Raw genomic sequence first — 23,978 nt, 5'->3', positions numbered from 1 at the left:
ACCCATGAAAGTCGCAGACGCCATTGCCGAAATCTTGAAGCGCGAGGGGATCGAGATCGTCTGCGGTTATCCGGTGAACCACGTTCTCGAACACGTCGCGATGGCGGATATCCGCCCGATCATCGTGCGCCAGGAGCGTCACGGCTTGCACATGGCCGACGCCATGTCGCGCCTGAGCTCCGGCAAAACGATCGGCGTCTTCGCCATGCAGCTCGGCCCGGGCACGGAAAATGCCTATGGCGGTATCGCCCAGGCCTATTCGGAATCCGTGCCGATCCTCGTTCTGCCGATGGGCTACGAGCGCCGCATCGCGCATGTGGACCCGAACTATAACGCCACCCGCTCGATGCGCGATATCACCAAGTCGGCCGAGCCGATCACGCTCGCGGAAGAAATTCCCAACATTTTTCGTCGCGCTTTCTCAAAACTTCGCAATGGCCGCGGCGGACCCGTTTTGATCGAGATCCCCAACGATATGTGGCAGCACGAAGTGCCGGAACCACTGAATTATCGGCCAGTCCTCGCCACACGCTACGGGCCTGATCCGGCGGCAGTCAAGGAAGCCGTCGACCTGCTGCTCGCCGCCAGGCGACCGGTTCTTTATGCCGGCCAGGGCGTCCATTATGCCGAGGCTTGGCCGCAGCTGAAGGAGCTTGCCGAACTGCTGGCGATCCCGGTCTCGACCAGCCTCGAAGGCAAGAGCGCGTTTCCAGAAACCCATCCCCTTTCGGTCGGTGCCGGCGGTGCTGCGATCTCCAAGACGCTCCGGCATTTCCTCGACACGTCCGACCTCATCTTCGGCATCGGCTGCTCGTTCACCGAAACCGCCTTCGGCGTGCAGATGCCGCTCGACAAGACGGTGATCCACGCCACCCTCGATCCGGACCATGTCAACAAGGACATCGAGGCCAAGGTTGCGCTGATCGGCGATGCGGCGCTGACGCTCGATGCGGTTCTGGCCGAGATCAAGGCCCGCGACACGGCCCAGCGCGACAGCAAGGATGTCGCCGCCGAAATCGCCAAGGTGCAGGAAGAGTGGCTTTCGGAGTGGATGCCGAAGCTCACCTCGCAGAGCAAGCCCCTCTCCCCCTACCGCGTCCTCTGGGACCTGCAGCACACGGTCGATATCGAGAACACGATCATCACGCATGACGCCGGCAGCCCGCGCGACCAGCTTTCACCCTTCTGGAAGTCGGTGAAGCCGCTCACCTATATCGGCTGGGGCAAGTCCACCCAGCTCGGTTACGGGCTGGGGCTGGCCATGGGCGCCAAGCTCATGCATCCCGACAAGCTCTGCATCAACGTCTGGGGCGACGCGGCCATCGGCTTCACGGGCATGGATTTCGAGACGGCGGTGCGCGAACGCATCCCGATCCTGTCAATCCTGCTCAACAACTTCTCCATGGCCATGGAACTGCCGATCATGAAGGTCTCGACGGAGAAATACCGCTCGACCGACATTTCCGGCGACTACGCCGCCTTCGCCCGCGCCCTTGGCGGCTATGGCGAGCGCGTCACCGATCCGGCCGAGATCATCCCGGCGATCCGGCGCGGCATCGAACAGACGCAGAAGGGCGTGCCGGTCCTGCTCGAATTCATCACCACGCAGGAAATCGCCCGCTCGCGTTACCACCGTATGCTGACGGGTGAGAAGAAATGAGCGACCTGCAATCCACGCTCGACGCGCTGAAGCTGCATTTCGGCGAGCGGCTTTCTACCGCCGAGGCGGTGCGCGAGCACCACGGCCATGACATGTCCCGCCAGCCGACACGGCTGCCGGATGCCGTGGTCTATGCCGAGAACGAGGACGAGGTGGCGCGTGTCGTCTCGGCCTGTTTCGAAGCGGGCATTCCAGTCACGCCGTTTGCGGCCGGTTCCTCGATGGAAGGCCATACGATCCCGCTCAATGGCGGGATTTCGCTGGACCTCACCCGCATGAACCAGATCGTAGCGGTCAACCATGAGGATTTCGACGCGCAGGTGCAGGCGGGTGTCACCCGCAAGCAGTTGAACGCTCATCTCCGCGATACCGGCCTGTTCTTCCCGATCGATCCCGGCGCCGACGCCTCGCTCGGCGGCATGGCCTCAACGCGTGCTTCCGGCACCACCGCAGTGCGTTACGGCACGATGCGGGAGAACGTGCTGGCGCTCCGCGTCGTCACCCCGCAGGGCAAGATCATCACCACCGGCCGGCGGACGAAAAAGTCCTCGACGGGCTATGACCTGACGAAACTCTTCGTCGGCGCGGAGGGCACGCTCGGCGTCATCACCGAGGTGACGGTGAAACTACACCCCATCCCGGAGACCATCGCGTCCGCCGTCTGCACTTTCGAGACGATGCGCGGCGCCGTGGAAACCGTCGTCGCAACGATCCAGAGCGGCATTCCGGTCGCCCGCATCGAATTCCTTGACGAAGTCGCCGTCGAGGCGGCGAACCGCCATGCCGGGCTGACGCTCAAGGTGGCGCCGACCCTCTTCCTCGAATTCCACGGCAGCCCGCGCTGGGTGGATGAGCAGTCCAATACCGTGGCCGAGATCGCTGGCGATCTCGGCGGGTCCGATTTCCAGTGGTCGACCCGCACCGAGGACCGCGAGCGGCTGTGGAAGGCGCGCCACGAGACGATCTATTCCAACCAGACGCTGAGACCCGGCTGCAAGGCCTACACGACCGACGTCTGCGTACCGATCTCCAGGCTGGCGGACGCCGTGCTCGCCGCGCGCGAAGACATCGACAATTCCTTCGTGATGGGCAAGATCATCGGCCATGTGGGCGACGGCAATTTCCATGTCGGTTACCTCATCAAGCCGGAAATCCCGGAGGAGCTCGCCGAAGCCGAAAGGCTCGCGGAACGGCTGTACCAACGCGCCATCGACATGGGGGGCACGTTCAGCGGCGAGCACGGCATCGGTATCTCCAAGCTGAAATATCTCCGCCGCGAGCACGGCGATGCGGTCGACATGATGAACGCCATCAAGGCGGCAATCGACCCGAAGGGCATCATGAACCCCGGCAAGCTCGGCCAGGTTGGATAATCCTCTCCTACCTCACCGGCTGAGATCGATGCGGCTCGTCACCACAGACTTGCCGCTCGCCGGATCGTTGTCGACCGTCTGAAGACGAAGACGGTCATTGCCTATCCTCTCGATGGTCATGTTGGCGGCGCGGTCGCCGTTCGTCACCCGTGCCCAGCGGACACCAAGATTGATCGCATTGCCCCGCCGGTTGCCTGCAAGCGTCGAAGGTTGGCCTGAAGGCCCGACATAGGTGCCGCGATAGCCACGATCGGATGCCTGGAGATTGGCCGAGATGTTACGCCGGACGACCAACAGGCCGCGGCAGTTTCCCTGCATGGACAGAGCGGTGGTCACGGCCTCAATCGCCAGATTGCACGTAATGTTGATCGGACGGGCTCCGATGCGCGTCAGCACCGTGCCTCGGCCGCTCCAGCTTCCCGCGAGCATCCTCAGAAAATCACCTTCGGCTGCCGGCGCGAGTGACGGCCAGAAAATTGTGGCGGCGATTAAGGCGGAAGCGAGAAAAGTACGCATGGCGATAATCTGTCTTGACGTCTCGCTTCCAACGCCAATTGCTGCATCAGGTTCCGTCGCGCACGCGAAGGTGATGAAGCCATCGGCTGGTACTCAGACTGATGGCAAGATTGAGAACGTCAGATGAATTGAGGCTCGCTCAAAAAACCCACGGAGAGATCAGTCGGAGACCTGTCGTCTCAAAATCCCGAAGGTTGCGGGTCGCCAATTGTCCACCGTTCGTCAGAGCAATTGCTGCTATCATCCCGTCAGGAACGGACATCGGACGTCCTTTTCGAACCGCCGAGCCATGATCTCGCCATAGCTCAGCGCTGCCTGCTCGGTGAACCCGAAAATACGGTCCGCAAAGCGCTGACGCCAATCCGAAAGCCCGTGCTCCAACCGCTCGGCCCGCTCGTCGGACGTATCTTCTGAATTCCAAAGGCGATCTCGGCGATCGTGACGGTGGGCAGCGCGATCTCCGCATCATGATGCACCAGCCATGCTATCACGTTGCGATCCGGCTCTTTCTTCAGGGTTTCGGAAATGACATTGGTACCGAGGAAGATCACAGATCCAGGCCCTTGTGAGGCTGTCGATTTTCCCGAATTGCCTCTTCAAGATCAATGTCCGTGCCGGAAATGGAAGTAACTCTGGAATAGAACGCGGATACGGGTTCACGGCCAGCCTCTCGCATTTCGTAGGCCTCCAATGCTCTTTCGACGATATCCGCGATAGAGCGTCTCTCCCGACGGGCAAGCCGGTGAGCAAGCTCACGCGCTTTGGCGCTGCGGACGGAAAGCTGGGGTTCGGCCATGTCAAACTCCTTCTTTTGACAATTTAGGCTAGGCAGATCTAGCCATCAAGATGGCAGCTGGTGGCTGGATGGCACCTATTGCACCATCCATTATCTCGGTTACCTGCGGTGACTTGGCAGCCGCCTCCTCTCGCCCTACCTGTCCTTTTTCGGAAAATATGGAGGAAAGCTCATGATCATCCGGTCCGGGGGTTGCCTGTGCGGCAGAGTCAAATACAGCGTGAAGGGTGCGCCGCTCAGGATCGGGCTCTGCCACTGTATGGATTGTCGCAAGGAGAGCGGCTCTAGCTTCGCTACATTCGGAATCTGGCCGCCGCATGCGTTCGAGAGCACAGGCGAAGTCAGATATTTCCAGGGGCGCGGGTTCTGCCCCGAATGCGGCTCGCGCGTCTTCAACGAAAGCAGTGATGGAGAGGAAATGGAGATTCGTGTCGGCTCGCTGGACATGGCGCCGACCGATCTCGAACCCACCTACGAGCTCTGGGTCAAGCGGCGCGAGAACTGGCTTCCGCCGCTCCCCGTCAAGCAGTTCGAGGAAGACCGAATTGACGCATTGCCCTGACATGCGGCGGGTATAAAGTGCCGCCGAAACGCCAAGGAGAATCTTGTCATGGCGAAGATGGATTTGCTCGAAAAGGCGATCGCGATCGCTACGGAGGCACATCGAGGTCAATCGTCGAAGACCGGCGGGCCGTTCATCGAGCATGTGCGGCGCGTGGCCGAAAGCGTGGCGGGCGAAGATGAGAAACTGGTCGCCTGGCTGCACGATGTGGTTGAAAAAGGCCCTGGCTGGACCTTCGCCCGACTGCGTGAAGAGGGTTTTCCGGAATTGGTCATCGAGGCCGTCGATGCGATGAGCAAGCGTGATGGCGAGGACTATTTCGACTTCGTTCGCCGTTCCATCAGGAATCCGCTCGCACGGTCGGTGAAGCGCGCCGATCTTACGGACAATCTTGCCCAGATGCGCCAGATGGATGGCGATGGTTCGAAATTTACCGAGGGCCTGCGTATCCTGAACGCGGAATATCCTGCCTGAGCCCCGGAACCTTGAGCGTTTCCCATCGTTCGTCTTCGCAGTGCGGAATGCCGTTCGAATGCAGGATGGACCTATGGAACTCAAATCTCGGGTAGCTCTGGTAACGGGCGCTGGTTCGGGCATCGGCAGGGCGGCTGCCCTGAAGCTTGCGGGCGAGGGCGCAAAGGTCGGCGTGCTCGGCCGCACGAAAGACGAGATCGAGAAAACGGCCGACAAGATCAGGAAAGCCGGCGGTGAGGCATTGCCACTGGAGGCGGACGTCTCGGACGAGAAACGGATGCGTGAAGCGCTTGACCGGCTTGCGGAAACGTTCGGCCGTCTGGACATCGTGGTGGCAAACGCCGGCATCAACGGCGTCTGGGCGCCGATCGACGACCTCAAGCCGGAAGAATGGGATAAAACCATCGCTGTCAACCTACGCGGCACCTATCTCACCTTCCACGCCGCAGTTCCGCACCTGCAGAAACGGGGCGGCTCGATCGTGGTTGTCTCCTCGATCAATGGCAACCGCACTTTCAATACCCCGGGCGCGACGGCCTATGTGGCGACCAAGGCGGCGCAAGTCGCAATCGTCCAGCAGCTCGCATTGGAACTCGGCAAGCACGGAATCCGCGTCAATGCCGTTTGTCCCGGCGCAATCGAGACGAACATCAACGACAACACGACGGTGCGAAAGGAGAAGGACACGGCCGTGCCGGTGAAGTTCCCCAAAGGCGATATCCCGATTACCGGCGGAAAGGCGGGTCAGAGCGAGGATGTTGCTGATGTCATTCTCTTTTTGGCCTCGGACCGGTCCCGACACGTGACAGGCACGCCGATCTTTGTCGACGGTGGCCAGAGCTTGCTCAGATAGAACGTCCGCCGAGCAGCCGGGACGTATTGAACAGGCTGGCGTCCGCGCGCATTAATGGGCATCGTCAATCGTCTATGTGCAGGAGTCCGTCATGGTTCACGAAAAGCCCGCTAACGGTGCCCCCGTCCTCGTTATCGATCTGCAGGCCGGCATGTTCGACGGCCTCGTAGAGCCACCGGTACACGATGCCGATCGCCTGACCAAGCATGCGCGAAAAGTGATCGACTGGGCGCGGCGGGAAGGCCGCAAGATAGCCTTCATCCGCCACGACGGGCCGGAAGGCGATCCGCTTGCGCCAGGAGAGCCGGGTTGGCCGGTCTCTCCGGCGCTCGGCCAGGCCGAGGACGAACCGACCTTCTCCAAGAAGGTCGGCGATGCTTTCAGCAACCCGGAACTCGGCAAGTGGATCGAAGCGCAAGGTGCACCGGAGGTCGTGCTTCTCGGTGCGCAAACGGATTTCTGTGTTGCAGCGACGGTCAAGGGCGCGATGTCCAACGGGCTGAAAGTCACCGTCGTGTCGGATGCCCACAGCACGCTGGACCAGCCGGACGAGGCCGCACCGGCAATCATCAACCGCTACAATGCGCAGTTCGCCGAGGCCGGCGTCAACCTGGTGACGACCGAGGCGCTGACGGGCTCTCAGGGCTCCTGAGCCCAAGTTCCAGCCGGCGGGTGATGCCGATTTCGCTGAGAAACACCTCGTCGTGGCTGACGACCAGAAGCGCGCCGTCATAGGCGCGCAATCCGGCTTCAACCGCAGCAATCGAATCGATGTCGAGATGGTTGGTCGGTTCGTCGAGGATCAGAAGCGATGGTGGCTCCGGCCCGCCGAGCACGCAGGCAAGGCCCGCGCGCAACATCTGCCCGCCCGACAGCGTACCGACGATCTGCAAGGCAGCATCGGCGCGGAACATGAAGCGCGCCAGCGCTGCGCGGCAGGCATTCTCGTCTGCCCGTGGATTAAGGCGTTTGAAATTGTCGCGAATCGACTGAGCCGAGTCGAGCAGGCTCACGCGCTGGTCCAGCATGGCGGTCTTCACCATCACCCGCACCGATCCTTCGAAGGGCTGCAACGCGCCAGTCACGAGCGAGAGCAGCGTCGTCTTGCCCGACCCATTCGGCCCGGTGACCGCGATCCGCTCCGGTCCGGTGATTTCGAAAGAAAGATCGCGCAATACCGGGTTTCCCGGCGCATAACCGACCGTGACGTTGTCGATTCTCAGCACGACCCTGCTCGCCGGCAGGCCTGTCGGCGGCAGCCTCACGGAAAGCGGCTGCAGGATCTCGATCTTTTCACGCGCGGCAGCGGCTTCTTCCATCGCCTGTGTTCTGCGCCGTTCGGCAAGCCGAGCATTCTCGCCACCGGTGTTCTCCGCCTGCCGTTTCAGCCCGCCGGCTACAATGCGCGGCATGTCGCCCCGCGCTGCCTTCTTCTTTCCAACGCTGTCGCGGCGAGCCTTGCGCTCGACTGTCTCCTGTGCCGTCCGGTTGACCTCCGCCACCCGCTTCTCGGCATCGGCGAGATCGTGCTCCACAGCGGCCAATTCCAACGCCTTGCGCTCCCGATAACGGCTCCAGTTGCCGCCATAACGCGTCGCCCCAAGTGTCGTCATCTCGACGATCGCATCGACGGTATCGAGCAATTCTCGATCATGACTGACAATGATCGCGCCACTGCGCCAACCAGCGAGAAGGTCGATCACCGCCCGCCGTCCGTCACGGTCGAGATTGTTGGTCGGTTCATCGAGGATCAGGAAATCCGGCTCGGCGAAGATCAGCGCTGCCAGCCCGGCACGCGTGCGCTGACCACCCGACAGCGTTGCGAGCGGCGTTTCCGCATCGGCATCGAGGTTGGCGCGCGCCAGAGCTTCCGCCATGCGAGCTTCGAGCATCCAGTCGGCGGAGGAGAGTTCGTCGGCCGTCGCCTCCCCTCTTTCGGCGCGGGCAAGCAGGTCAAGCGCATCACGTGCGCCGAAGAGATCTGCGATCGTTTCACCCGGCCCAACCTGCACGCTCTGGCGCAGTACATCGAGCGTGCCGGACACGGAAACCGTGCCGGATAAGGGTGAGAGTTCCGCGCTGATCAACTTCAAAAGCGTCGTCTTGCCGACGCCGTTGCGGCCGACAAGGCCTACGCGTTCAGGCCCGAAGCTGAGGTTCAGATGTGAGAAAAGCGGTCTGCCGTCAGGCGTGGACCAGGAAAGATCGGAAAGAGTGATGGAAGCAGGCATGGATAGAGATTCCCCGAATGGCAAGGCGAAGTGGCGTTGCGATCGGGGTGAAATCCATGGTCGACCATCCTGTCGGTGTTGCGGATGGCGGGGAATTTAGGCGGAAAATATGGGCGTTTCAAGACGGCTGATGTGGCGAGACACCCACCATCCTCCTCAAGGGGAGGATGGGTGCATGCCGACAGGCCTTGCTCCTGTCGCAGCCTGGCGCTTTTACGCCCGCTCCTCCCAGAGCCTGGCGAGCTCGACGATCGTCTTCACCGCCTTTTCCATGTCCTGGCTGCTGACGAATTCGAGCGGCGAATGGAAAGCGTGGCCGCCGGCAAAGATATTGGGGCAAGGCAGACCCATGAAGGAAAGCCGCGAGCCGTCCGTGCCGCCGCGGATCGAGCCGCGCACGGGCTCCATGCCGGCTCGGCGGATCGCTTCGACCGCGTATTCGACGATCTCCGGATGCCTGTCGAGCACCACCTTCATGTTGCAGTACTGTTCCTTCACGGTGAAAGTGTAGGTGGAGCCCGGATAGCCGGCCATCACGTCATTCGTGATCTTTTCAAGCAGCGCCTCCTTGGTCTTGAGGCCCTCCTCGGTGAAATCGCGGACGATGAAGGAAAGGTTCGCCTTCTCCATCACGCCGGAAATGCCGGTCGGATGGATGAAACCGTCGCGGCCCTTGGTCGTCTCCGGCGCCTGATCTTTCGGCAGGCGGTCGATGATCGCACCGGCGATCCTGATGGCGTTCTCCATCTTGCCGTAGGCGAAGCCCGGATGCATGGCAACGCCCTTGATCGCGATCTCCACGGCATCGGCAGAAAAGGTCTCGTCCTCGATCGTGCCGGCCGTTTCGCCGTCCATCGTGTAGCCAAAATCGGCGCCGAGCTTTTTCAGGTCGACCTTGTCGACGCCGCGGCCGATCTCCTCGTCGGTGGTGAAGAGGATGCGGATCGCGCCGTGCTTGATGTCCGGATTGTTGATGAAAAATTCGGCGGCCGACATGATCTCGGCGATGCCGGCCTTGTCGTCGGCGCCGAGCAGCGTCGTGCCGTCGGAGGTAACGATATCGTGGCCGACGAGGTCCTTCAGCACCGGATGCTCGGAAACCCTGATCACCTGGGTCCTGTCGCCGACAAGCTGTATGTCGCCGCCCTGGTAGTTCTTCACCACCTGCGGCTTGACGCCCGTGCCGGAAAAGTCCGGCGCCGTATCCATATGGGCGGTGAAACAGATGACGGGGACGTTGTTCTTCGAGGTCGTGGCCGGGATCGTCCCGTAGACATAGCCATGCTCATCGAGATGCGCGTCGGTCACGCCGATCGCCAGCAGTTCCTCGGCCAGCAGCCGTCCGAGGTTCTTCTGTTTCTCGGTAGAGGGCTGGGTCGGCGACCTGGCGTCCGACTGGGTATCGATGACGACATAACGGAGAAAACGATCGGTAACGCTATCGGCCATGACTGGAGATCCAACGATTGAAAACAGGAACAGTCGATTTGTAGCGGGGCAGGACGCCGGCGTGAATGGGGTCCATCGGAATAATCCTCAGCGCCGGCCGCCCGCTTTTCCTCCCGCAAATCGTCCGGACGAGGAGGGGTCGAAAGCAATCCAAAACGTTTCGGCTTGACTCCCAAAACGTTTTGGATGATCCTTTCCTCAATTCGGGAGGAAGATCTTGGCCAATTTGAAGCAGCTTGCGCAATCGCTTGGACTGTCGATAACGACGGTATCGCGTGCGCTCGACGGCTATTCGGATGTCTCGGCAGCAACCCGCGAGCGGGTCCGCGAGGCTGCCGACAAGGCGGGCTATCGGCCGAACGCGTCGGCCCGGCGCCTTCGCAGGCAGCGCGCCGAACTGGTTGCCGTCACGCTTCCGAGCGATCCCGGCCATATCGGGCCGCCGCACTTCCTAGACATGCTCTCCGGTTGCGCCGAACATCTGGCCAGTGCCGGGCTTAATCTCGTTATAGCACCCGTGCCGCGCGGCGAGAGCGAGCTCGAAATCTGCCGCCGTTTTGTCGATGGCCGCCGCGTCGATGCCATGCTTCTGGTCCGCACCAAGCGACATGACGAGCGCGTCGAATTTCTGCAGTCGCGCGGCATTCCCTTCGTCACCAACGGTCGCACCGAAAGCCCGGTCCCCCACCCCTATATCGACGGCGACGGCCTTGCCGGTTTCCACGCCGCGACCCAGCGCTTCCGGGCCGCCGGCCATCGCCGCATCGGCCATATCGCCGGGCCGCAGGAATATTATTTCGCCCATGTGCGCCGCATGGGCTGGCAATCCGCCATGGACGAAGCCGGCCTTGAAGCCGACCTCTGCGCCGAGGGGGCACCGACGGAACAGGGCGGTTATCTCGCGGCGCTCGAACTGCTGCGCCGGCCATCACGCCCGACCGCGCTCGTCTGCGCGACGGACGAGATGGCGATGGGCGCGCTTCGGGCTCTGAGGGAAATCGACGGCGGAAGCCAGATCAGCATCGTTGGCCATGACGATCTGCCGATGGGCGCCTATACGAGCCCTTCGCTTTCGACCATGCGGATGACCGGCGAGAACCTCGGCACGAATTTCGCCTCGCTGCTCTTGCGCGCCATCGCCGGAGAACCGGCCGAAGAGCTCCAAGAGCTTCACGCGATCGAATTCGTCGATCGCGACAGCCATCGCCGCCCGCCCGTGGCGGCATGACAGCAGTACCCAGACAAGAACAATGAAGGAGGAGAATATGAAACGCCTTTTATCGCTTGCCGTTTTCGCTTCGACCGCCCTGGCACTCGCCACTCCGGCGCTTGCCCAGACGGTCTTCCTGTCCACCCAGCTTCGCCCGATCGAGGAAGCCACCGCCGTGCGACAGGAAATCCTGAACGGCGTGGACGCGAAAGTCGATTACGTCGTCGAGGAGCCACCGCAGTTCGCGGTACGCATGGAGGCCGAGCGCCAGGCCGGCAAGCATACGATCAGTCTCGTCGGCGCCCTGCATGGCGAGCTCTCGCCGCTTGCAGACAAGAATTCGCTTGAGCCGCTCGATGACCTTGCCAAGACGCTCGCCGCCAACGGCATGCCGCAATCGCTGCTCGACCTCGGCAAACTCGGCAAGTCGACGCAGCAGTACATTCCGTGGATGCAGGCAACCTATGTCATGGCTGCCCATAAGGACGCATTGCAATATCTGCCGGAAGGCGCCGATATCAACGCGCTCACCTACGATCAGTTGATCGCCTGGGGCAAGAAGATGGAGGAAGCGACCGGCCAGCCGCAAATCGGCTTCCCGGCCGGCCCGAAGGGGCTGATGGCACGCTTCTTCGAAGGATATTTCTATCCCTCCTTCACCGGCGGCGTGGTGCGCACCTTCAGGAACGCCGATGCCGCCGCGGGCTGGGAGAAATTCAAGGAACTCTGGACGGTCGTCACGCCCACCTCGACCAATTACGACTTCATGCAGGAACCGCTTGCTGCCGGTGAAGTCATGGTCGCCTGGGATCACGTCGCGCGACTGAAGAATGCGATCTCCGCGAGCCCCGACGACTATGTCGTCTTCCCCGCACCGGCCGGCCCGAAGGGCCGCGGCTACATGCCGGTCGTCGCCGGTCTCGCCATTCCGAAGGGCGCGCCGGACGCGGCAGGCGCCACAAAGGTCATCGAACACCTGGCCGCCCAGGACACGCAGTTGCTGACCGCCCAGCTCGTCGGTTTCTTCCCGACGCTCAACGTCCAGCTGCCGGAAGACCTCGACAAGGGGGTTGCCCTGCTCGCCGGCGCCGTGACCGCCACACAGTCGGCCAAGGACGCGGTGATCTCGCTTCTGCCGGTCGGCCTCGGCGACAAGGGCGGGGAGTTCAACAAGGTCTATATGGACAGCTTCCAGCGGATCGTTCTGCGCAACGAGCCGGTCGCCGACGTCCTGAAATCGCAAGGCGAGACCATGGCCAAGCTGATGGCCGACACCAAGGCTCCCTGCTGGGCTCCCGACGCCAAGAGCGACGGCCCCTGCCCGGTCGAATAAGCCTCCCAAGGCAACCTGAGCGGTCCGGGCGTTGATGCCCGGGCCGCACGCGATCCTAAATTACACGCGACGCCTGCAAGGCGGGAGCCGATGACCAATAACCGAACCTGGATCCCCTATCTTCTGATCCTGCCGTCCGTCGCCTTCCTGGCCCTGCTCTTCGTCGTGCCGCTCGTACAGACGATCTGGCTGGCGTTCTCGGACAACGGCCTGCCATCGCTTGCCAATATGCGCACGATGGCGGGTGACCTCAATTTTCTCCCCTCGGTCCGCAACACGTTCCTCCTGACCATCGCCGTTGTGCCGGTTCAGGTGGTGATCGCGCTTGTCATGGGCACGCTGGTGGCGAAGGTCGGCGCCGGCCGCGAGACTATCCTCTGGATCTGGACGATCCCGCTCGGCATCTCCGATCTTGCTGCCGGCATGGTGTGGCTGTCGATCCTCCAGAATACCGGCTATCTCAATTCGCTGCTCTTCAGCCTCGGCCTGATCGAGCGCCAGACAAGCTGGCTCACCTACCAGACACCCATCGCGCTTTTCATCGGCATCGCTGTCGCGGAAATCTGGCGCGGCACGGCGATCGTCATGGTCATCATCGTCGCAGGTCTCAATCAGGTTCCGAAAGAATTCAAGGAAGCCGCCGAGATCTTTGGTGCCGGGCCCTGGACGCGTTTCTTTCGCATCACGTTGCCGCTCATCCGCCCGGCGCTGCAATCGGCACTCATTCTGCGCACCGTACTCGCCTTCGAGGTCTTCGCGGTTGTCTACGCACTCGGCGGCCGCAATTTTCCGGTCCTGGTCGGCGAGGCGTATACTTGGCAGAACCAGAACCAGAATTACGGCGTGGCCGGCGCCTATGCCGTGCTGATCATGGTGATCTCGCTTGCCGCGACCGTCGTTTATCTGAAAGCCATAAAGGTCGATCCGGAGCGCCTGCCATGAGTTCCAAAACCATGAGCACTACAAGTCCCGCAGGTTTCGTCTCGTCTCGCCGCTGGCTCGTCTGGAGCGGCATCATCGCACTTTGCGCCTGGGTGCTCGTGCCGATCTATCTCGTCGCGCTCGGGGCGCTCGGCGGCCGCCAGGGCGTCTATCAATGGCCGAAAACCGGCCTGCCGACCGGCATCTCGATCGAGCCGTTCCTCCTGTTCCTCAGGACGGAAGGCGTCGTGCAGTCCTTCCTGAATTCGTTGGGTGCTGCGGGCATCACGGTGGCGCTTTCGATCATCCTCGGCGCACCGGCCGGTTATGCGCTTGCCCGCTACAATTTCCACGGCAAGGACAGCTACCGGCTGCTGGTCCTGCTGACGCGCGCCTTCCCGCTGGCGATCCTGGCGCTGCCGCTCACGGTCTCCTTCATCCGGCTTGGCCTCTATGACACGATCATCGGCGTCGGGCTCATCCACACGGTGCTGGCGCTGCCGTTTGCGGCGCTGGTGACGCAGGGCATTTTCCTCGGCGTTCCAAAAGAACTGGAAGAGGCGGCCTGGGTGTTCGGCTGCACGCGAATCCAGGCATTTTTCAAGATCGTCGCACCACTGGCGCTTCCCGGGATTGTCGCAACCGCCGTCTTCGCCTTCGTCATCTCGTGGAACGAGGTTTTTGCCGCTTCCGTGCTGACCGTGAGGAACCGCACGCTGACGGCCTATCTCTTGACGGTGCTTTCCGAAAGCCCAATGCACTATCGCTTCGCCGGCGGGCTGTTGCTCATTCTTCCCTCGGTTGTCTTCATCTTCGCGGTCAGGCGCTACCTCTTCGCGATCTGGGGCATTTCCTCCAAATAACAGGACCTAGTCATGGCCAACATTGTCATCGACCGCATCCGCAAGAGCTTCGGCTCCTTCGAGGCGCTGAAGGAGGTTTCGCTGACGATCAACGACGGCGAATTCGTCTCGCTGCTCGGCCCCTCCGGCTGCGGCAAGACCACGCTCCTGCGCATCATCGCCGGCCTCGAAACCGCAACCTCGGGAGACGTCCGCATCGGCGACAGGTCGGTGATCGGCCTGCTGCCGAAGGATCGCGGACTGGCCATGGTCTTCCAGAACTACGCGGTCTTCCCGCATATGACCGTCTACGAGAACGTCGCCTTCGGGCTTCGCATGCAGAAGGCCGACGACGCGCGGGTGAAAGCACAGGTCGAGAAGGCCGCCGGCCTGCTCCATATCGAGCAATATCTCGATCGCTATCCAAACAAGCTTTCCGGCGGCCAGCGCCAGCGCGTCGCGGTCGCCCGCGCGCTTGCCGTCGAGCCTAAGGTCCTGCTGATGGACGAGCCGCTCTCCAATCTCGATGCGCTGTTGCGGCTTGAAATGCGCACGGAGCTGAAGACCGTGCTGCAATCGGCCGGCACGACGACGATCTACGTCACACACGACCAGACCGAGGCGATGGGCCTGTCCGACCGCATTGCCGTCATGCACAACGGCGTGGTCGAGCAGGTGGGCACGCCGGTGGACGTCTACAATCATCCGGCGACGCGCTTCGTCGGCGGCTTCATTGGCAATCCGCCGATGAATTTCATCAAGGTGCCGGTCTCGAACGGTCAGGTGGCGGCGGGTGCCGAACAGTTTGTGGCGCCGAAGGAAGCAGTCGGCGAGGTCGTCCTCGGTCTGCGCGGCGAAGCCGTCGAACTGGTCCCCCTACCCCAGGGGCTCGAAATGAAGGTTCGCGTCGCCGAGCCGATGGGCTCGCATCTGCTTCTGACCGGCTCGATTCACGATCAGCCTGCGCGTGTCATCCTGCCCGCGTCCGAGACTGTCAGGAGCGGCGACACGATCGGCCTCAAGCTCGACCGCAATCGCATCACATGGCTTTCGCCCGAAAGCGGCAAGTCCTATCCGGCCGTCGCGGCCTGAGAATCCTGGAGTACCGGCATGAATACGCATATCGATGAGGCCAAACGGATTCTCGTCACCAACGACCGCGGTGGCTATACGGTGCCGACCGACCGGCTCTATCCCTTCCAGTGGAACTGGGATTCCGCCTTCGTCGCCATGGGTTTCGCGCTCTACGACACCGATCGCGCCTACCGGGAACTCGAGCGCCTCGTCGAGGGCCAATGGGCGGACGGCATGATCCCGCATATCGTCTTCCACCAGCCGAGCGATACCTATTTTCCCGGACCGAGCGTCTGGCGCACCAGACACACGATCCCGACCTCCGGCATCACCCAGCCACCGGTCTTTGCGATCGCACTGCGCAAGCTGCACGAAGCCGCAGGCAACAAGGACCGCACCCTGCCGCTCTATGAAGCGGCGTTGAAATGGCATCGCTGGTGGTATTCGGCGCGCGATCCGGAAGGCACCGGCCTCGTAGCGCTCCTTCACCCCTGGGAAAGCGGCAGCGACAACTCGCCGGCCTGGGATGTCGCGCTCGCCCGTGTGCCGACCACGACCGACACGCCCGTCGTGCGCAAGGATACCGGCCATGTGAATGCCGAGATGCGCCCGCGCGACGAGGACTACAGGCGGTTCATCCATCTGGTCGACATCTATGCCGCCTGCGGCTGGGACCCGGCGAGACAATGGGAAAAGGCGCCCTTCAAGATCGCCGAGATCCAGACCACCGCAATCCTGCTCAAGGCCGGTGAAGACCTGGAATATCTTGCCCGCCTGTTCGGCAGAACGGAAGACGCAGCCGAGATCGCCACCTTGAACGAGCGGACCCGCCAGGCAATACTTGCCCAATGGCGTCCTGCCCTCTCCCGCTTCGTCTCCCGCGACCTGATCTCCGGCGAGGATGTCGAGGCCGCAACCCAGGCCGGTTTCATCCCGCTCCTTGCACTCGACCTCGACAGGCAAATTGCGGATGCGCTGGTCCATGAGATGAAGGTCTGGTCGAAGGGACTAAGAGTTGCTTTTCCGACCACCAAGCCGGGCATCGCAGGCTGGGAGCCGAAGCGCTATTGGCGCGGCCCGGCCTGGGCGATCATCAACTGGCTGCTGATCGACGGGCTGAAGCGCAACGGCCATACCGAAGCGGCAGAAGAGCTTCGCAAGTCGACGACCGCGGCGATCGAGACGGAAGGTTTCGCCGAATATTTCGATCCGATCACCGGCGAAGGCTGCGGCGGCCTCGGCTTCTCCTGGACGGCCGCCGCCTATATGTGGCTGATGAAGGCTTGATCATATCTTTAAATGAGACGGTCGCCGACCAGGCGCCTCAGTTTGTCGATAACGGCCCGCCGCCTTTCCTTCGTCATGCTCGGGCTTGTCCCGAGCATCTAAGCCATTGATGTTGCAGATCCTCGGGACAAGCCCGCGCAACTGTGTTGTTGGTTGTCAAGGCTGGAATGCTTTGTTGTCCCGGATGGCGGCCTTGAGGGTGGCGAGCAGGCGTCTTGCGACGGCGATGACGACAAGCTTGGCAGGCTTTCCCTTTTCGCGCATGGCCGTTGAAACGGCCTTGAACGGACCGCAGCGGCAGGCGGCGAGAGCGGCCGTGTAGAGTGCATCGCGCACTCGTTTGCGCCCGCCCCAGATGCAGCGTCTGCCGTGCATGGCGCCGGTGCCGCAGGCCAATGGCGCCAATCCGGCAAGCGCGCTGATGGCACGCCGATCCCGATGCCCGAGCTCGGCATGTGGGCCAGGAGAACCTTTGCCGTTACCGGTCCGACGCCGGGCGCCGAACAGAGGATGGCCTTTTGTCTGCGCAAGGCAGGCGACGAGGCCATGAGCGCATCCATTCGTGCCTCGATCATCTCGATCTGCCGGTCGAGGGCTTCGATGACCTGGTGCAGGCTCTCCTCGAGCCAGCCGGCATGCGGCTGGGCCAGGCGGACACGCGCGCTCTTGCGCATCTCCACCAATTGGTCACGGTGTTCCATCAGGTCGCGCAGTTCCAGCCGCTCCGGCTCCGGTCGCACCTGTGCCGGCAAGTCCATCGTCACGCCATAGCGCGCAGAATGTGGGCATCGACCCGGTCGATCCTGGCTCCTGGCCAGGAAACCGACGGCCTGGGCAAACTGACGCGCCTTGCGTGGGTTGGCCTGGTGGAAGGCTGTCCGGCTTCATGCAGCCGAAGGCACAGAGCCCGATCGTAACGACCGGTCGCTTCAAGGCCACAGAAGCCCTGCCGTCCGCCCAGCTGTGCCAGGAAGGCATCGTGCCCTTTCGCGTCGTTGGAAAACCGGCTTCGTCGGCCAGTCGGATGAAGAAAGCAATCCAGCCATTGTTTGGAAACGTCGATTCCGACGATGCAAGATGCTATCGTCATGAGGCCCGTCCTTATCCTGCGGGATCGCCGCGCCAACGGCCTCCCGATCAACTGTTCGGGTGACAAAAGTCGGAACGGCAGCCTACCGGGCTCGGCCACCGTTTCTCACTACCAAAGATGACCAAGGTACGCTCCCGACCCCCTCAATCTAACAAATCGACACGGCCAGCATAGATAAGGATAACGTCATGCATGCCGGAAGGTGCGTCAACAAGGGAAACGCAAGGCCTGCAGAATGCTTTGGATCAGGCGAGCTTGCGTCCGCTTGGCACGATCATGCCCGCAGCCCCTTCAAGCCAGCCGGCCTTCAGCTCGAGCGCCAGGAAACGGGAGCGCTCGAACGGGCCGGGCATGACGAGATGCCGGGTCTTGTCGGCAAAGAAGCCGAACCGCTCGTAATAGGCTGAGTCGCCGACGAGCAGGATGGCGCCGTGGCCGCGCCCGCGGGCTTCGGTGACCGCCGCCCGCATCAGGGCGCCGCCGATCCCCTTGCCCTCGTGGGCGGAATCGACCGCCAGCGGCCCGAGCAGCAGCGCCTCGATCGGCTGGCCGTCGGGGGAAATACCGGCTTCGATGTTCCACAACCGAACCGTGGCGATCACGTGTCCCGCCGTATCCCGGGCGACGAGCGCCAGCCCTTCCGCCGGCACGCGGCCGCGGCGGATCTTCTCCGACGACTTCAGCCTCCGATCCGGCCCCATGGCACGGTCGAGCAGGTTTTCGCGAGCAACCACGTCGGCCGGAGTTTCGGCGCCTATGGTGAAAGTGGGGTTCGGCGCAAAGAATGCGCGCACAGAATCAAGAACAGCGGCCATCTTGGCCTCCCGTACCCAATACCGTTATCAGCGGCGATGAAGAGGAATTGTGGATTTGCCGCCCCGGCTGGGTACGGGGCTGGCGGTATTAGGGAGCGGAAATCCGCCCCTTAGATGACGTAGGCCTTCAGAGGCTCGAAGCCGTTGAAGGCGACCGCCGAATAGGTCGTCGTATAGGCGCCGGTGCCTTCGATCAGAACCTCGTCGCCGATGGTCAGCGTCACCGGCAGCGGATACATGTTCTTCTCGTAGAGCACGTCCGCGCTGTCGCAGGTCGGGCCGGCCAGAACGCAGGGTTCCATCGCATCCTGATCCCGCTCGGTGCGGATCGGATAGCGGATCGCCTCGTCCATGGTTTCGGCGAGACCGCCGAACTTGCCGATGTCGAGGAAGATCCAGCGATGGTTGTCGTTGTCCGACTTCTTCGACACGAGAACGACTTCCGCCTTGATGACGCCTGCATTGCCGACCATGCCGCGACCCGGCTCGATGATCGTCTTCGGCAGGTTGTTGCCGAAATGCTTGCGCAGCGAAGCGAAGATCGCCTGGCCATAGGCTTCGGCGGACGGCACGTCGCGCAGGTACTTTGTCGGGAAACCGCCGCCCATGTTGACCATCTGCAGGTGGATCCCCTGCTTGGCAAGCTGCGCAAAAACGCGGCGTGCATCGGCAAGCGCCGAATCCCACGCATCGACCTTGGTCATCTGCGAACCGACATGGAAGGAGACGCCGTAGGATTCCAGGCCAAGCTGGTGAGCGTAGACGAGCACGTCGACGGCCATCTGCGGCACGCAGCCGAACTTGCGGGAAAGCGGCCATTCGGCGCCTTCGCCATCGGTCAGCACGCGGCAGAACACCTTGGCGCCCGGAGCGGCGCGGGAAATCTTCTCGACTTCCTCATGGCTGTCGACGGCGAACAGGCCGACGCCAAGCGCATGGGCGCGTGCGACGTCGCGTTCCTTCTTGATCGTATTGCCGAAGGAGATGCGGTCGGCGGTGGCGCCGGCGTCGAGTGCCATCTGAATTTCTGCAACCGAGGCGCAGTCGAAGCTCGAGCCCATGGCAGCGAGCAGCTTCAGGATTTCCGGAGCCGGGTTGGCCTTGACCGCATAGTAGATCGCGCTGTCCGGCAGGGCGTGACGGAAGGCGGTGAAATTGTCGCGCACGACGTCGAGATCGACAACAAGGCACGGTCCTTCCGGACGTCGGGTCTTGATGAAGTCGAGAATACGAGCAGTGGTCATCGGTCAGTCCCTTCGAAATCTCAAAGCTCCGGCGAACCGGAGGACAAAGGACGGATGAGAATGCACCTGGACCCAGCCGGTGGAGACACTGGTTCCTTGACACGCTCAAACGCGCGATCTTTGGATCAACGCCCTGCCACGAGCGAAGATCCGGCTTTGTCTGCCATGGATTGGAGGGAAAATCCCAACCGCACTTCCGGCAATGATGGTGTGCCTCTTCAGTATTGCAGGCTGATGGAAAGCCTGCAGAGACCAGAAAGGCCCGCACCGTCGTTGCTTCAAGATGTCCTCGCATTTCCCGGTTGGCCGGAATAGCGACTGGAGGGGTTAATTCCAGGTACCTTACCGATGACCTCACCTTAGGGATGGTTCCCAGTTCGAGGGTCGGCGGACACCCACAGGCACGTGCGACTTTGGGCAAGCCGGGAGATAAGAATATTCGCGGTCATAATCAAGAGATTTTTTTACCGTCGTCAAAAATTCGCATTGCACAATGGAACATGAAATCCCACCTAGGACATCACGCAGCCAAGGGGGCGACATTTGGATACTTTGACGCGCATGCGGGCCTTCATTGATGTGGTTGAAGCGGAAGGCTTTTCGGCCGCCGCCAGGCGAACCGGCCGGTCCAAGGCCCTGCTGTCGAAATACGTGCGCGAACTGGAAGACGATCTCGGCGCGCTGCTACTCAACCGCACCACGCGTCAGTTCTCGCTGACCGAGGCCGGCCACACCTATTACCGCACGGCCGCGGACATCCTGAAGGAGATCGACAACCTCGCTGACCTGGTGCGCGAAAACAATGCCGACTTGAAGGGCCGCCTGCGCGTTTCCGTGCCGCGCACCTTCATCGATGCGGAAGTCGGCCAGTCGATGATCGACTTCGCCAAGTCGCATCCGGACGTTTCGCTCGAAATCGTCGCAGAAGACCGGTTCGTCGACCTGATCGAGGAGAATTTCGACCTGGCGATCCGAATCACCAAGCTGGAGGATTCGGGTCTCATCGCCAGAAAGCTCTCCGACTTCCGGGTCTATGCGGTGGCGACCGCCGACGTGGTGGCAAAATACGGTCCGCTCGAACATCCCCAGGACCTGAACCGCGTCCCCTTCATCATCGACACCAATTCCCGCTGGCACAACAATGTCCGGTTCACCGACAAGGACGGCTCAATGATCTCGGTCGCCGTCAGCGGCCCGATCGAGGTAAACAGCCCGCAGGCGACGCTGCGTGCCGCCCGCGCCGGCATCGGGGTGGCGATCATACCCGATTTCATTGCCAATGCGTCGATCCAGTCGGGCGAACTCGTGACGCTCTTCGACGACTACATCGCCAAGGATCGGGGCATCTATGCGGTCTATCCGCATCGCCGCTACCTGCCCGCCAAGGTGCGAAGCTTCGTCGATTTCCTCTCCGCCTGGTTCCGCCGACAGCATTGAGGGACTACCCTCTGCATAGGTTGAGTCGAAATTCCGTCCCAATTGTGCGGCACAGCGCGAGGGACGAAGCGGGAGCCAGCTGAGGCGCATGAGATATCGATTCTTCACCATTGTTGCGCTTGCGGCAGCTTGCGTGCCGCTGCCGGCGCTCGCCCATCCGCATATCTTCGCCGAGGCGCGGCTGGAAGTCGTGGCCGGCAATGACGGCAATCTCGCCGAACTGCACAATGTCTGGCGCTTCGACGAAGTGTTCTCGTCCAGCGTCCTGCTCGACTTCGACAAGAATACCGACTTGAAGCTCGATGCGGCCGAGCTCGCCGAACTCGGCGAAACGATGCGCAAGTCGCTTGCCGACTACCACTATTTCACGACCATCACCGTGAATGGGGCTTCGTTCGAGGTGCAGAAGCCGGACGTGATCCACGCCTCGCTCGACGAGAACAACCAGCTTCTCGTCATCTTCGCGGTCAAGCCGGAAAAGCCGGTCCCGCTCAAGGGCAGACTCGCCTTCGGCATTTACGATCCCTCGCTCTACACCTCGATCGACTTCCCGACCGATGGCGACCTGGTCGTGCAGGGAGCAGGCTTTGCCAAATGTCAGCACAAGGTCGTCCGGCCCGATCCCGACGACGTGATCTCCCAGAACAGCGCCTCATTGACGGACGCCTTCTTCAGCGATCCGGCCGGCACCGACATGTCGAAGCTCTTCGCCACGAGGCTGGAGGTGACATGCTGAAGTCTCGCCGGGCCCTGCCCCTCATCGTCATGACGGTGCTGGTGGTCGCTGGCGCGGCACATGCGCAGTCGCCGCTCGGGGTGGGATCGGCCGAACCGGCATTTTCGATCGGCGGGCCGCTCGGCCCCTTCTTCGCCTGGATCAACGCCCACCAGCAGGCTTTCTACCGGGCGCTGACCGGCGCGCTGAAGGCGATGCGCGAGGACCCGTGGGCGCTCTCCGGCCTGATCGGCCTTTCCTTCGCCTATGGCGTCTTCCACGCCGCCGGCCCCGGCCACGGCAAGGCGGTGATCTCCTCCTACATGATCGCCAACGAGGTTCAACTCAGACGCGGCATCGTCATCTCCCTCGTCTCCGCCCTGCTGCAGGGTGCAGTCGCGATCCTGCTGGTCGGCGCCGCCTATTTCGTGCTGCGCGGCTCCGGCATCACCATGACAGCCGCGACCCAGGCGATGGAGATCGCAAGCTTCGCGCTGGTCGCTCTCTTCGGCGCCTGGCTGCTGGTTAAGAAGATCCGGGCGCTCAGGATGCGCGTCGTCACCTTGCCCATGGCCGCCCCCGCAGGCGCCGGGCGCAGCACGACCGGGCTCAACTTCCAGGCCGTCGAGATCGACGACCACGAGTATCAGGGCGAAGGCGAATATTGCGAAACCTGCGGCGTGCGCCATACGCCCGATCCTGCGATGCTGAAATCGAAGGATTTCAGCCTGCAGGAAGCCTGGTCGGCGATCATTGCGGTTGGTTTGCGACCCTGCTCCGGCGCGATCCTGGTGATGAGCTTTGCGCTTCTGAACAGCCTCTATCTCGGTGGCGTGCTTTCCGTACTCGCCATGTCGATCGGCACGGCGATCACCGTGGCCATCCTTGCCATCCTGGCGGTATCCGCCAAAGATGTGGCGGTGAGGATCGCCGGCCCGGGCTCGCGGGTAGGCCGACGCGTCACCCACGCGATCGAGATCGGCGGTGCGCTCTTCGTGCTGCTGGTGGGTCTTTCCCTGCTCGGCGCTTCGTTGCAGGCTTCGAGCCTTGTTGGCGGCTGATCGCGAAAAGCGGTCAGATGGTCACGACGATTTTGCCGAACTGCTCGTTCGATTCGAGAAAGCGGTGCGCCTGGACGATTTCCTCGAAAGGAAAGGTTCTGGCGATCACCGGTCGGAACACCCCCCGCTCCAGCCCGTCGCAGATGAATGCCTTGGCCGTTTCCAGCCGCGCCGGATCGCCGATGATCTCGTGAACCAGGTAGCCACGCAGCGTCAGGCATTTGCCGAGCACGGTGAATAGCGGGAAGGGTGTTGGTTCCGGGCTCAGCCCGCCATATTCGATAAGGATGCCGCCCCGCGCCATCGCGGCCGTCAGGGGCATGAAGATCGATCCGCCGACCGCATCGAACACCACTCTCACGCCGTCCGGACCGGCAATTTCTTTCAACCGGCCCTCCAGATCCTCCTCTGCCGAGGCGATCACATGCGTTGCGCCATTTTTCAGCAAAGCCCCTTTCTTGGCTGACGTCCGCGTGACAGCAACGGGTATCGCACCGACCAGCTTGGCGATTTGGACCGCGGCCAGTCCGACGCTGCTCGATGCTGCGGTGATGACGACGAAATCGCCTCGTTGCAGCCTGGCAATATCGATCAGCGCGCCATAGGCGGTAAGATGGGACATCCAGAGAGCAGCCGCGGCCTCGAAGCCGAGCGATGGCGGATGCCTGACGACGAGATGTTCGGGAAATACGACGAACTCGCCATAGGCGGGCCAGCGGATCATGGAGATCGGCGGCACGATGCTCACCACATCGTCCGGCGCGACGCCTGACACACCTTCCCCGACCGCATCGACGATGCCCGCCGCTTCGAGCCCGAGTCCCGAAGGCAGGGTCGGCGTCTCGATATAGGTTCCCGCCCGCAGCAAAGCCTCGGCTCGGTTAAGACCGAGCGCTTTTACGCGGATACGTACCTCGCCTGAACCCGGCCGCGGGACATCGACATTCTCGATCCGCAGGACTTCCGGGCCACCATGTTGATGGAAGCGGACAACGCGCGCCATTCTCAACTCCAAAACGATTGAACGGAATAAGC

24 protein-coding genes and 1 pseudogene are annotated in these 23,978 nt (G+C 62.3%); 16 read left to right on the top strand and 9 right to left on the bottom strand.

The window, feature by feature from the left end:
- Positions 1-4: 4 nt before the first annotated feature.
- Both ABK249_RS16865 and ABK249_RS16860 read left to right on the top strand, forming a co-directional pair.
- A complete protein-coding gene (locus tag ABK249_RS16865; RefSeq protein ID WP_348863413.1) occupies positions 5-1,660 on the top strand; it encodes a thiamine pyrophosphate-requiring protein in 1,656 nt (551 codons plus the stop codon).
- Positions 1,657-3,033, top strand: coding sequence for an FAD-binding oxidoreductase (locus ABK249_RS16860; protein ID WP_348863412.1), 1,377 nt, complete (start codon positions 1,657-1,659; stop codon positions 3,031-3,033). Before ABK249_RS16865 ends, ABK249_RS16860 begins: the two co-directional genes overlap by 4 nt.
- A 12-nt stretch (positions 3,034-3,045) precedes the next feature.
- Here ABK249_RS16860 and ABK249_RS16855 read toward each other — a convergent pair whose 3' ends face one another.
- The 3 genes and pseudogenes from ABK249_RS16855 to ABK249_RS16845 all read right to left on the bottom strand — a co-directional run bounded on the left by ABK249_RS16855 (position 3,046) and on the right by ABK249_RS16845 (position 4,345).
- Entirely contained in the window at positions 3,046-3,549 is a 504-nt protein-coding gene (locus tag ABK249_RS16855) for a hypothetical protein (protein WP_037145655.1), read from the bottom strand.
- A 139-nt stretch (positions 3,550-3,688) separates the two neighbouring features.
- A pseudogene (locus ABK249_RS16850) lies at positions 3,689-4,100 on the bottom strand (PIN domain-containing protein).
- Positions 4,097-4,345 carry a plasmid stabilization protein gene (locus tag ABK249_RS16845; RefSeq protein WP_348863411.1) on the bottom strand — a complete coding sequence of 83 codons (249 nt, stop codon included), beginning with the start codon at positions 4,343-4,345 and terminating at the stop codon, positions 4,097-4,099. Before ABK249_RS16845 ends, ABK249_RS16850 begins: the two are co-directional and overlap by 4 nt.
- A gap of 172 nt (positions 4,346-4,517) precedes the next feature.
- Here ABK249_RS16845 and ABK249_RS16840 point away from each other — a divergent pair, with 172 nt between their 5' ends.
- The 4 genes from ABK249_RS16840 to ABK249_RS16825 all read left to right on the top strand — a co-directional run bounded on the left by ABK249_RS16840 (position 4,518) and on the right by ABK249_RS16825 (position 6,886).
- Complete coding sequence (locus ABK249_RS16840; protein ID WP_037145651.1) at positions 4,518-4,907, top strand: GFA family protein; 390 nt, start codon at positions 4,518-4,520, stop codon at positions 4,905-4,907.
- 48 nt (positions 4,908-4,955) lie between these two features.
- The gene (locus ABK249_RS16835; protein ID WP_348270550.1) at positions 4,956-5,381 is read left to right on the top strand and encodes a metal-dependent phosphohydrolase; all 426 of its coding nucleotides are present in this window, start codon (positions 4,956-4,958) and stop codon (positions 5,379-5,381) included.
- 73 nt (positions 5,382-5,454) lie between these two features.
- Complete coding sequence (locus ABK249_RS16830; RefSeq protein WP_037145649.1) at positions 5,455-6,234, top strand: SDR family oxidoreductase; 780 nt, start codon at positions 5,455-5,457, stop codon at positions 6,232-6,234.
- A gap of 91 nt (positions 6,235-6,325) precedes the next feature.
- Complete coding sequence (locus ABK249_RS16825) at positions 6,326-6,886, top strand: isochorismatase family protein (protein ID WP_037145648.1); 561 nt, start codon at positions 6,326-6,328, stop codon at positions 6,884-6,886.
- On the opposite strand, the gene ABK249_RS16820 is transcribed toward ABK249_RS16825, so the two are convergent.
- The gene (locus tag ABK249_RS16820) at positions 6,840-8,465 is read right to left on the bottom strand and encodes an ABC-F family ATP-binding cassette domain-containing protein (protein WP_348863410.1); all 1,626 of its coding nucleotides are present in this window, start codon (positions 8,463-8,465) and stop codon (positions 6,840-6,842) included. The genes ABK249_RS16825 and ABK249_RS16820 overlap by 47 nt on opposite strands.
- 213 nt (positions 8,466-8,678) lie before the next feature.
- Positions 8,679-9,914 (bottom strand): peptidase T, encoded by a 1,236-nt coding sequence (pepT, locus tag ABK249_RS16815; protein WP_348863409.1) that lies wholly within the window; start codon positions 9,912-9,914, stop codon positions 8,679-8,681.
- Between the two features lie 217 nt (positions 9,915-10,131).
- Here pepT and ABK249_RS16810 point away from each other — a divergent pair, with 217 nt between their 5' ends.
- The 6 genes from ABK249_RS16810 (at position 10,132) to ABK249_RS16785 (ending at position 16,581) form a co-directional block, all read left to right on the top strand.
- Positions 10,132-11,142 carry a LacI family DNA-binding transcriptional regulator gene (locus ABK249_RS16810; RefSeq protein ID WP_037145645.1) on the top strand — a complete coding sequence of 337 codons (1,011 nt, stop codon included), beginning with the start codon at positions 10,132-10,134 and terminating at the stop codon, positions 11,140-11,142.
- Between the two features lie 37 nt (positions 11,143-11,179).
- Entirely contained in the window at positions 11,180-12,457 is a 1,278-nt protein-coding gene (locus ABK249_RS16805; RefSeq protein WP_348863408.1) for an ABC transporter substrate-binding protein, read from the top strand.
- Positions 12,458-12,547: 90 nt separating this feature from the next.
- The gene (locus ABK249_RS16800) at positions 12,548-13,399 is read left to right on the top strand and encodes a carbohydrate ABC transporter permease (RefSeq protein ID WP_037145641.1); all 852 of its coding nucleotides are present in this window, start codon (positions 12,548-12,550) and stop codon (positions 13,397-13,399) included.
- The gene (locus ABK249_RS16795; protein ID WP_052182594.1) at positions 13,396-14,241 is read left to right on the top strand and encodes a carbohydrate ABC transporter permease; all 846 of its coding nucleotides are present in this window, start codon (positions 13,396-13,398) and stop codon (positions 14,239-14,241) included. The genes ABK249_RS16800 and ABK249_RS16795 overlap by 4 nt, the downstream gene beginning before the upstream one ends.
- A 12-nt stretch (positions 14,242-14,253) precedes the next feature.
- On the top strand, positions 14,254-15,312 hold the full coding sequence (locus tag ABK249_RS16790) for an ABC transporter ATP-binding protein (protein ID WP_037145639.1): 1,059 nt from the start codon (positions 14,254-14,256) through the stop codon (positions 15,310-15,312).
- Positions 15,313-15,330: 18 nt separating this feature from the next.
- Complete coding sequence (locus tag ABK249_RS16785) at positions 15,331-16,581, top strand: MGH1-like glycoside hydrolase domain-containing protein (RefSeq protein WP_348863407.1); 1,251 nt, start codon at positions 15,331-15,333, stop codon at positions 16,579-16,581.
- A gap of 156 nt (positions 16,582-16,737) precedes the next feature.
- On the opposite strand, the gene ABK249_RS16780 is transcribed toward ABK249_RS16785, so the two are convergent.
- Positions 16,738-16,977: a hypothetical protein gene (locus ABK249_RS16780; protein WP_348863406.1), complete on the bottom strand. Its 240-nt coding sequence runs from the start codon at positions 16,975-16,977 to the stop codon at positions 16,738-16,740.
- Here ABK249_RS16780 and ABK249_RS16775 point away from each other — a divergent pair.
- Complete coding sequence (locus ABK249_RS16775; protein ID WP_348863506.1) at positions 16,951-17,352, top strand: hypothetical protein; 402 nt, start codon at positions 16,951-16,953, stop codon at positions 17,350-17,352. The genes ABK249_RS16780 and ABK249_RS16775 overlap by 27 nt on opposite strands.
- Positions 17,353-17,916: 564 nt before the next feature.
- Here ABK249_RS16775 and ABK249_RS16770 read toward each other — a convergent pair.
- Positions 17,917-18,486 carry a GNAT family N-acetyltransferase gene (locus ABK249_RS16770; RefSeq protein ID WP_037149852.1) on the bottom strand — a complete coding sequence of 190 codons (570 nt, stop codon included), beginning with the start codon at positions 18,484-18,486 and terminating at the stop codon, positions 17,917-17,919.
- Positions 18,487-18,596: 110 nt separating this feature from the next.
- On the bottom strand, positions 18,597-19,730 hold the full coding sequence (gene odc2, locus ABK249_RS16765; protein ID WP_037149849.1) for an ornithine/lysine decarboxylase: 1,134 nt from the start codon (positions 19,728-19,730) through the stop codon (positions 18,597-18,599).
- 543 nt (positions 19,731-20,273) lie between these two features.
- Here odc2 and ABK249_RS16760 point away from each other — a divergent pair.
- The 3 genes from ABK249_RS16760 (at position 20,274) to ABK249_RS16750 (ending at position 22,943) form a co-directional block, all read left to right on the top strand.
- A complete protein-coding gene (locus ABK249_RS16760; RefSeq protein ID WP_210056666.1) occupies positions 20,274-21,167 on the top strand; it encodes a LysR family transcriptional regulator in 894 nt (297 codons plus the stop codon).
- Between the two features lie 88 nt (positions 21,168-21,255).
- Positions 21,256-21,903, top strand: coding sequence for a DUF1007 family protein (locus tag ABK249_RS16755; protein WP_348863405.1), 648 nt, complete (start codon positions 21,256-21,258; stop codon positions 21,901-21,903).
- The gene (locus ABK249_RS16750) at positions 21,897-22,943 is read left to right on the top strand and encodes a nickel/cobalt transporter (RefSeq protein WP_348863404.1); all 1,047 of its coding nucleotides are present in this window, start codon (positions 21,897-21,899) and stop codon (positions 22,941-22,943) included. The genes ABK249_RS16755 and ABK249_RS16750 overlap by 7 nt, the downstream gene beginning before the upstream one ends.
- Positions 22,944-22,956: 13 nt before the next feature.
- Here ABK249_RS16750 and ABK249_RS16745 read toward each other — a convergent pair whose 3' ends face one another.
- Complete coding sequence (locus ABK249_RS16745; RefSeq protein ID WP_348863403.1) at positions 22,957-23,946, bottom strand: zinc-dependent alcohol dehydrogenase family protein; 990 nt, start codon at positions 23,944-23,946, stop codon at positions 22,957-22,959.
- Positions 23,947-23,978: the final 32 nt, after the last annotated feature.

This window comes from Neorhizobium phenanthreniclasticum, assembly GCF_040066075.1.
Taxonomy (GTDB): Bacteria; Pseudomonadota; Alphaproteobacteria; order Rhizobiales; family Rhizobiaceae; genus Neorhizobium; species Neorhizobium petrolearium.
Note: the sequence above shows the minus strand (reverse complement) of the source record. Positions and strands in the feature narration are given on the sequence as shown.

What these genes read in the sequence shown, in the direction of transcription:
- ABK249_RS16860 (WP_348863412.1), top strand. Translation starts at nt 1,657, where the DNA reads ATGAGCGACCTGCAATCCACGCTCGACGCGCTGAAGCTGCATTTCGGC.
- ABK249_RS16785 (WP_348863407.1), top strand. Translation starts at nt 15,331, where the DNA reads ATGAATACGCATATCGATGAGGCCAAACGGATTCTCGTCACCAACGAC.
- ABK249_RS16825 (WP_037145648.1), top strand. Translation starts at nt 6,326, where the DNA reads ATGGTTCACGAAAAGCCCGCTAACGGTGCCCCCGTCCTCGTTATCGAT.
- ABK249_RS16800 (WP_037145641.1), top strand. Translation starts at nt 12,548, where the DNA reads ATGACCAATAACCGAACCTGGATCCCCTATCTTCTGATCCTGCCGTCC.
- ABK249_RS16750 (WP_348863404.1), top strand. Translation starts at nt 21,897, where the DNA reads ATGCTGAAGTCTCGCCGGGCCCTGCCCCTCATCGTCATGACGGTGCTG.
- ABK249_RS16840 (WP_037145651.1), top strand. Translation starts at nt 4,518, where the DNA reads ATGATCATCCGGTCCGGGGGTTGCCTGTGCGGCAGAGTCAAATACAGC.
- ABK249_RS16855 (WP_037145655.1), bottom strand. Translation starts at nt 3,549, where the DNA reads ATGCGTACTTTTCTCGCTTCCGCCTTAATCGCCGCCACAATTTTCTGG.
- ABK249_RS16805 (WP_348863408.1), top strand. Translation starts at nt 11,180, where the DNA reads ATGAAACGCCTTTTATCGCTTGCCGTTTTCGCTTCGACCGCCCTGGCA.
- ABK249_RS16845 (WP_348863411.1), bottom strand. Translation starts at nt 4,345, where the DNA reads ATGGCCGAACCCCAGCTTTCCGTCCGCAGCGCCAAAGCGCGTGAGCTT.
- ABK249_RS16770 (WP_037149852.1), bottom strand. Translation starts at nt 18,486, where the DNA reads ATGGCCGCTGTTCTTGATTCTGTGCGCGCATTCTTTGCGCCGAACCCC.
- ABK249_RS16830 (WP_037145649.1), top strand. Translation starts at nt 5,455, where the DNA reads ATGGAACTCAAATCTCGGGTAGCTCTGGTAACGGGCGCTGGTTCGGGC.
- pepT (WP_348863409.1), bottom strand. Translation starts at nt 9,914, where the DNA reads ATGGCCGATAGCGTTACCGATCGTTTTCTCCGTTATGTCGTCATCGAT.
- ABK249_RS16865 (WP_348863413.1), top strand. Translation starts at nt 5, where the DNA reads ATGAAAGTCGCAGACGCCATTGCCGAAATCTTGAAGCGCGAGGGGATC.
- ABK249_RS16795 (WP_052182594.1), top strand. Translation starts at nt 13,396, where the DNA reads ATGAGTTCCAAAACCATGAGCACTACAAGTCCCGCAGGTTTCGTCTCG.
- ABK249_RS16755 (WP_348863405.1), top strand. Translation starts at nt 21,256, where the DNA reads ATGAGATATCGATTCTTCACCATTGTTGCGCTTGCGGCAGCTTGCGTG.
- ABK249_RS16790 (WP_037145639.1), top strand. Translation starts at nt 14,254, where the DNA reads ATGGCCAACATTGTCATCGACCGCATCCGCAAGAGCTTCGGCTCCTTC.
- ABK249_RS16835 (WP_348270550.1), top strand. Translation starts at nt 4,956, where the DNA reads ATGGCGAAGATGGATTTGCTCGAAAAGGCGATCGCGATCGCTACGGAG.
- ABK249_RS16745 (WP_348863403.1), bottom strand. Translation starts at nt 23,946, where the DNA reads ATGGCGCGCGTTGTCCGCTTCCATCAACATGGTGGCCCGGAAGTCCTG.
- odc2 (WP_037149849.1), bottom strand. Translation starts at nt 19,730, where the DNA reads ATGACCACTGCTCGTATTCTCGACTTCATCAAGACCCGACGTCCGGAA.
- ABK249_RS16820 (WP_348863410.1), bottom strand. Translation starts at nt 8,465, where the DNA reads ATGCCTGCTTCCATCACTCTTTCCGATCTTTCCTGGTCCACGCCTGAC.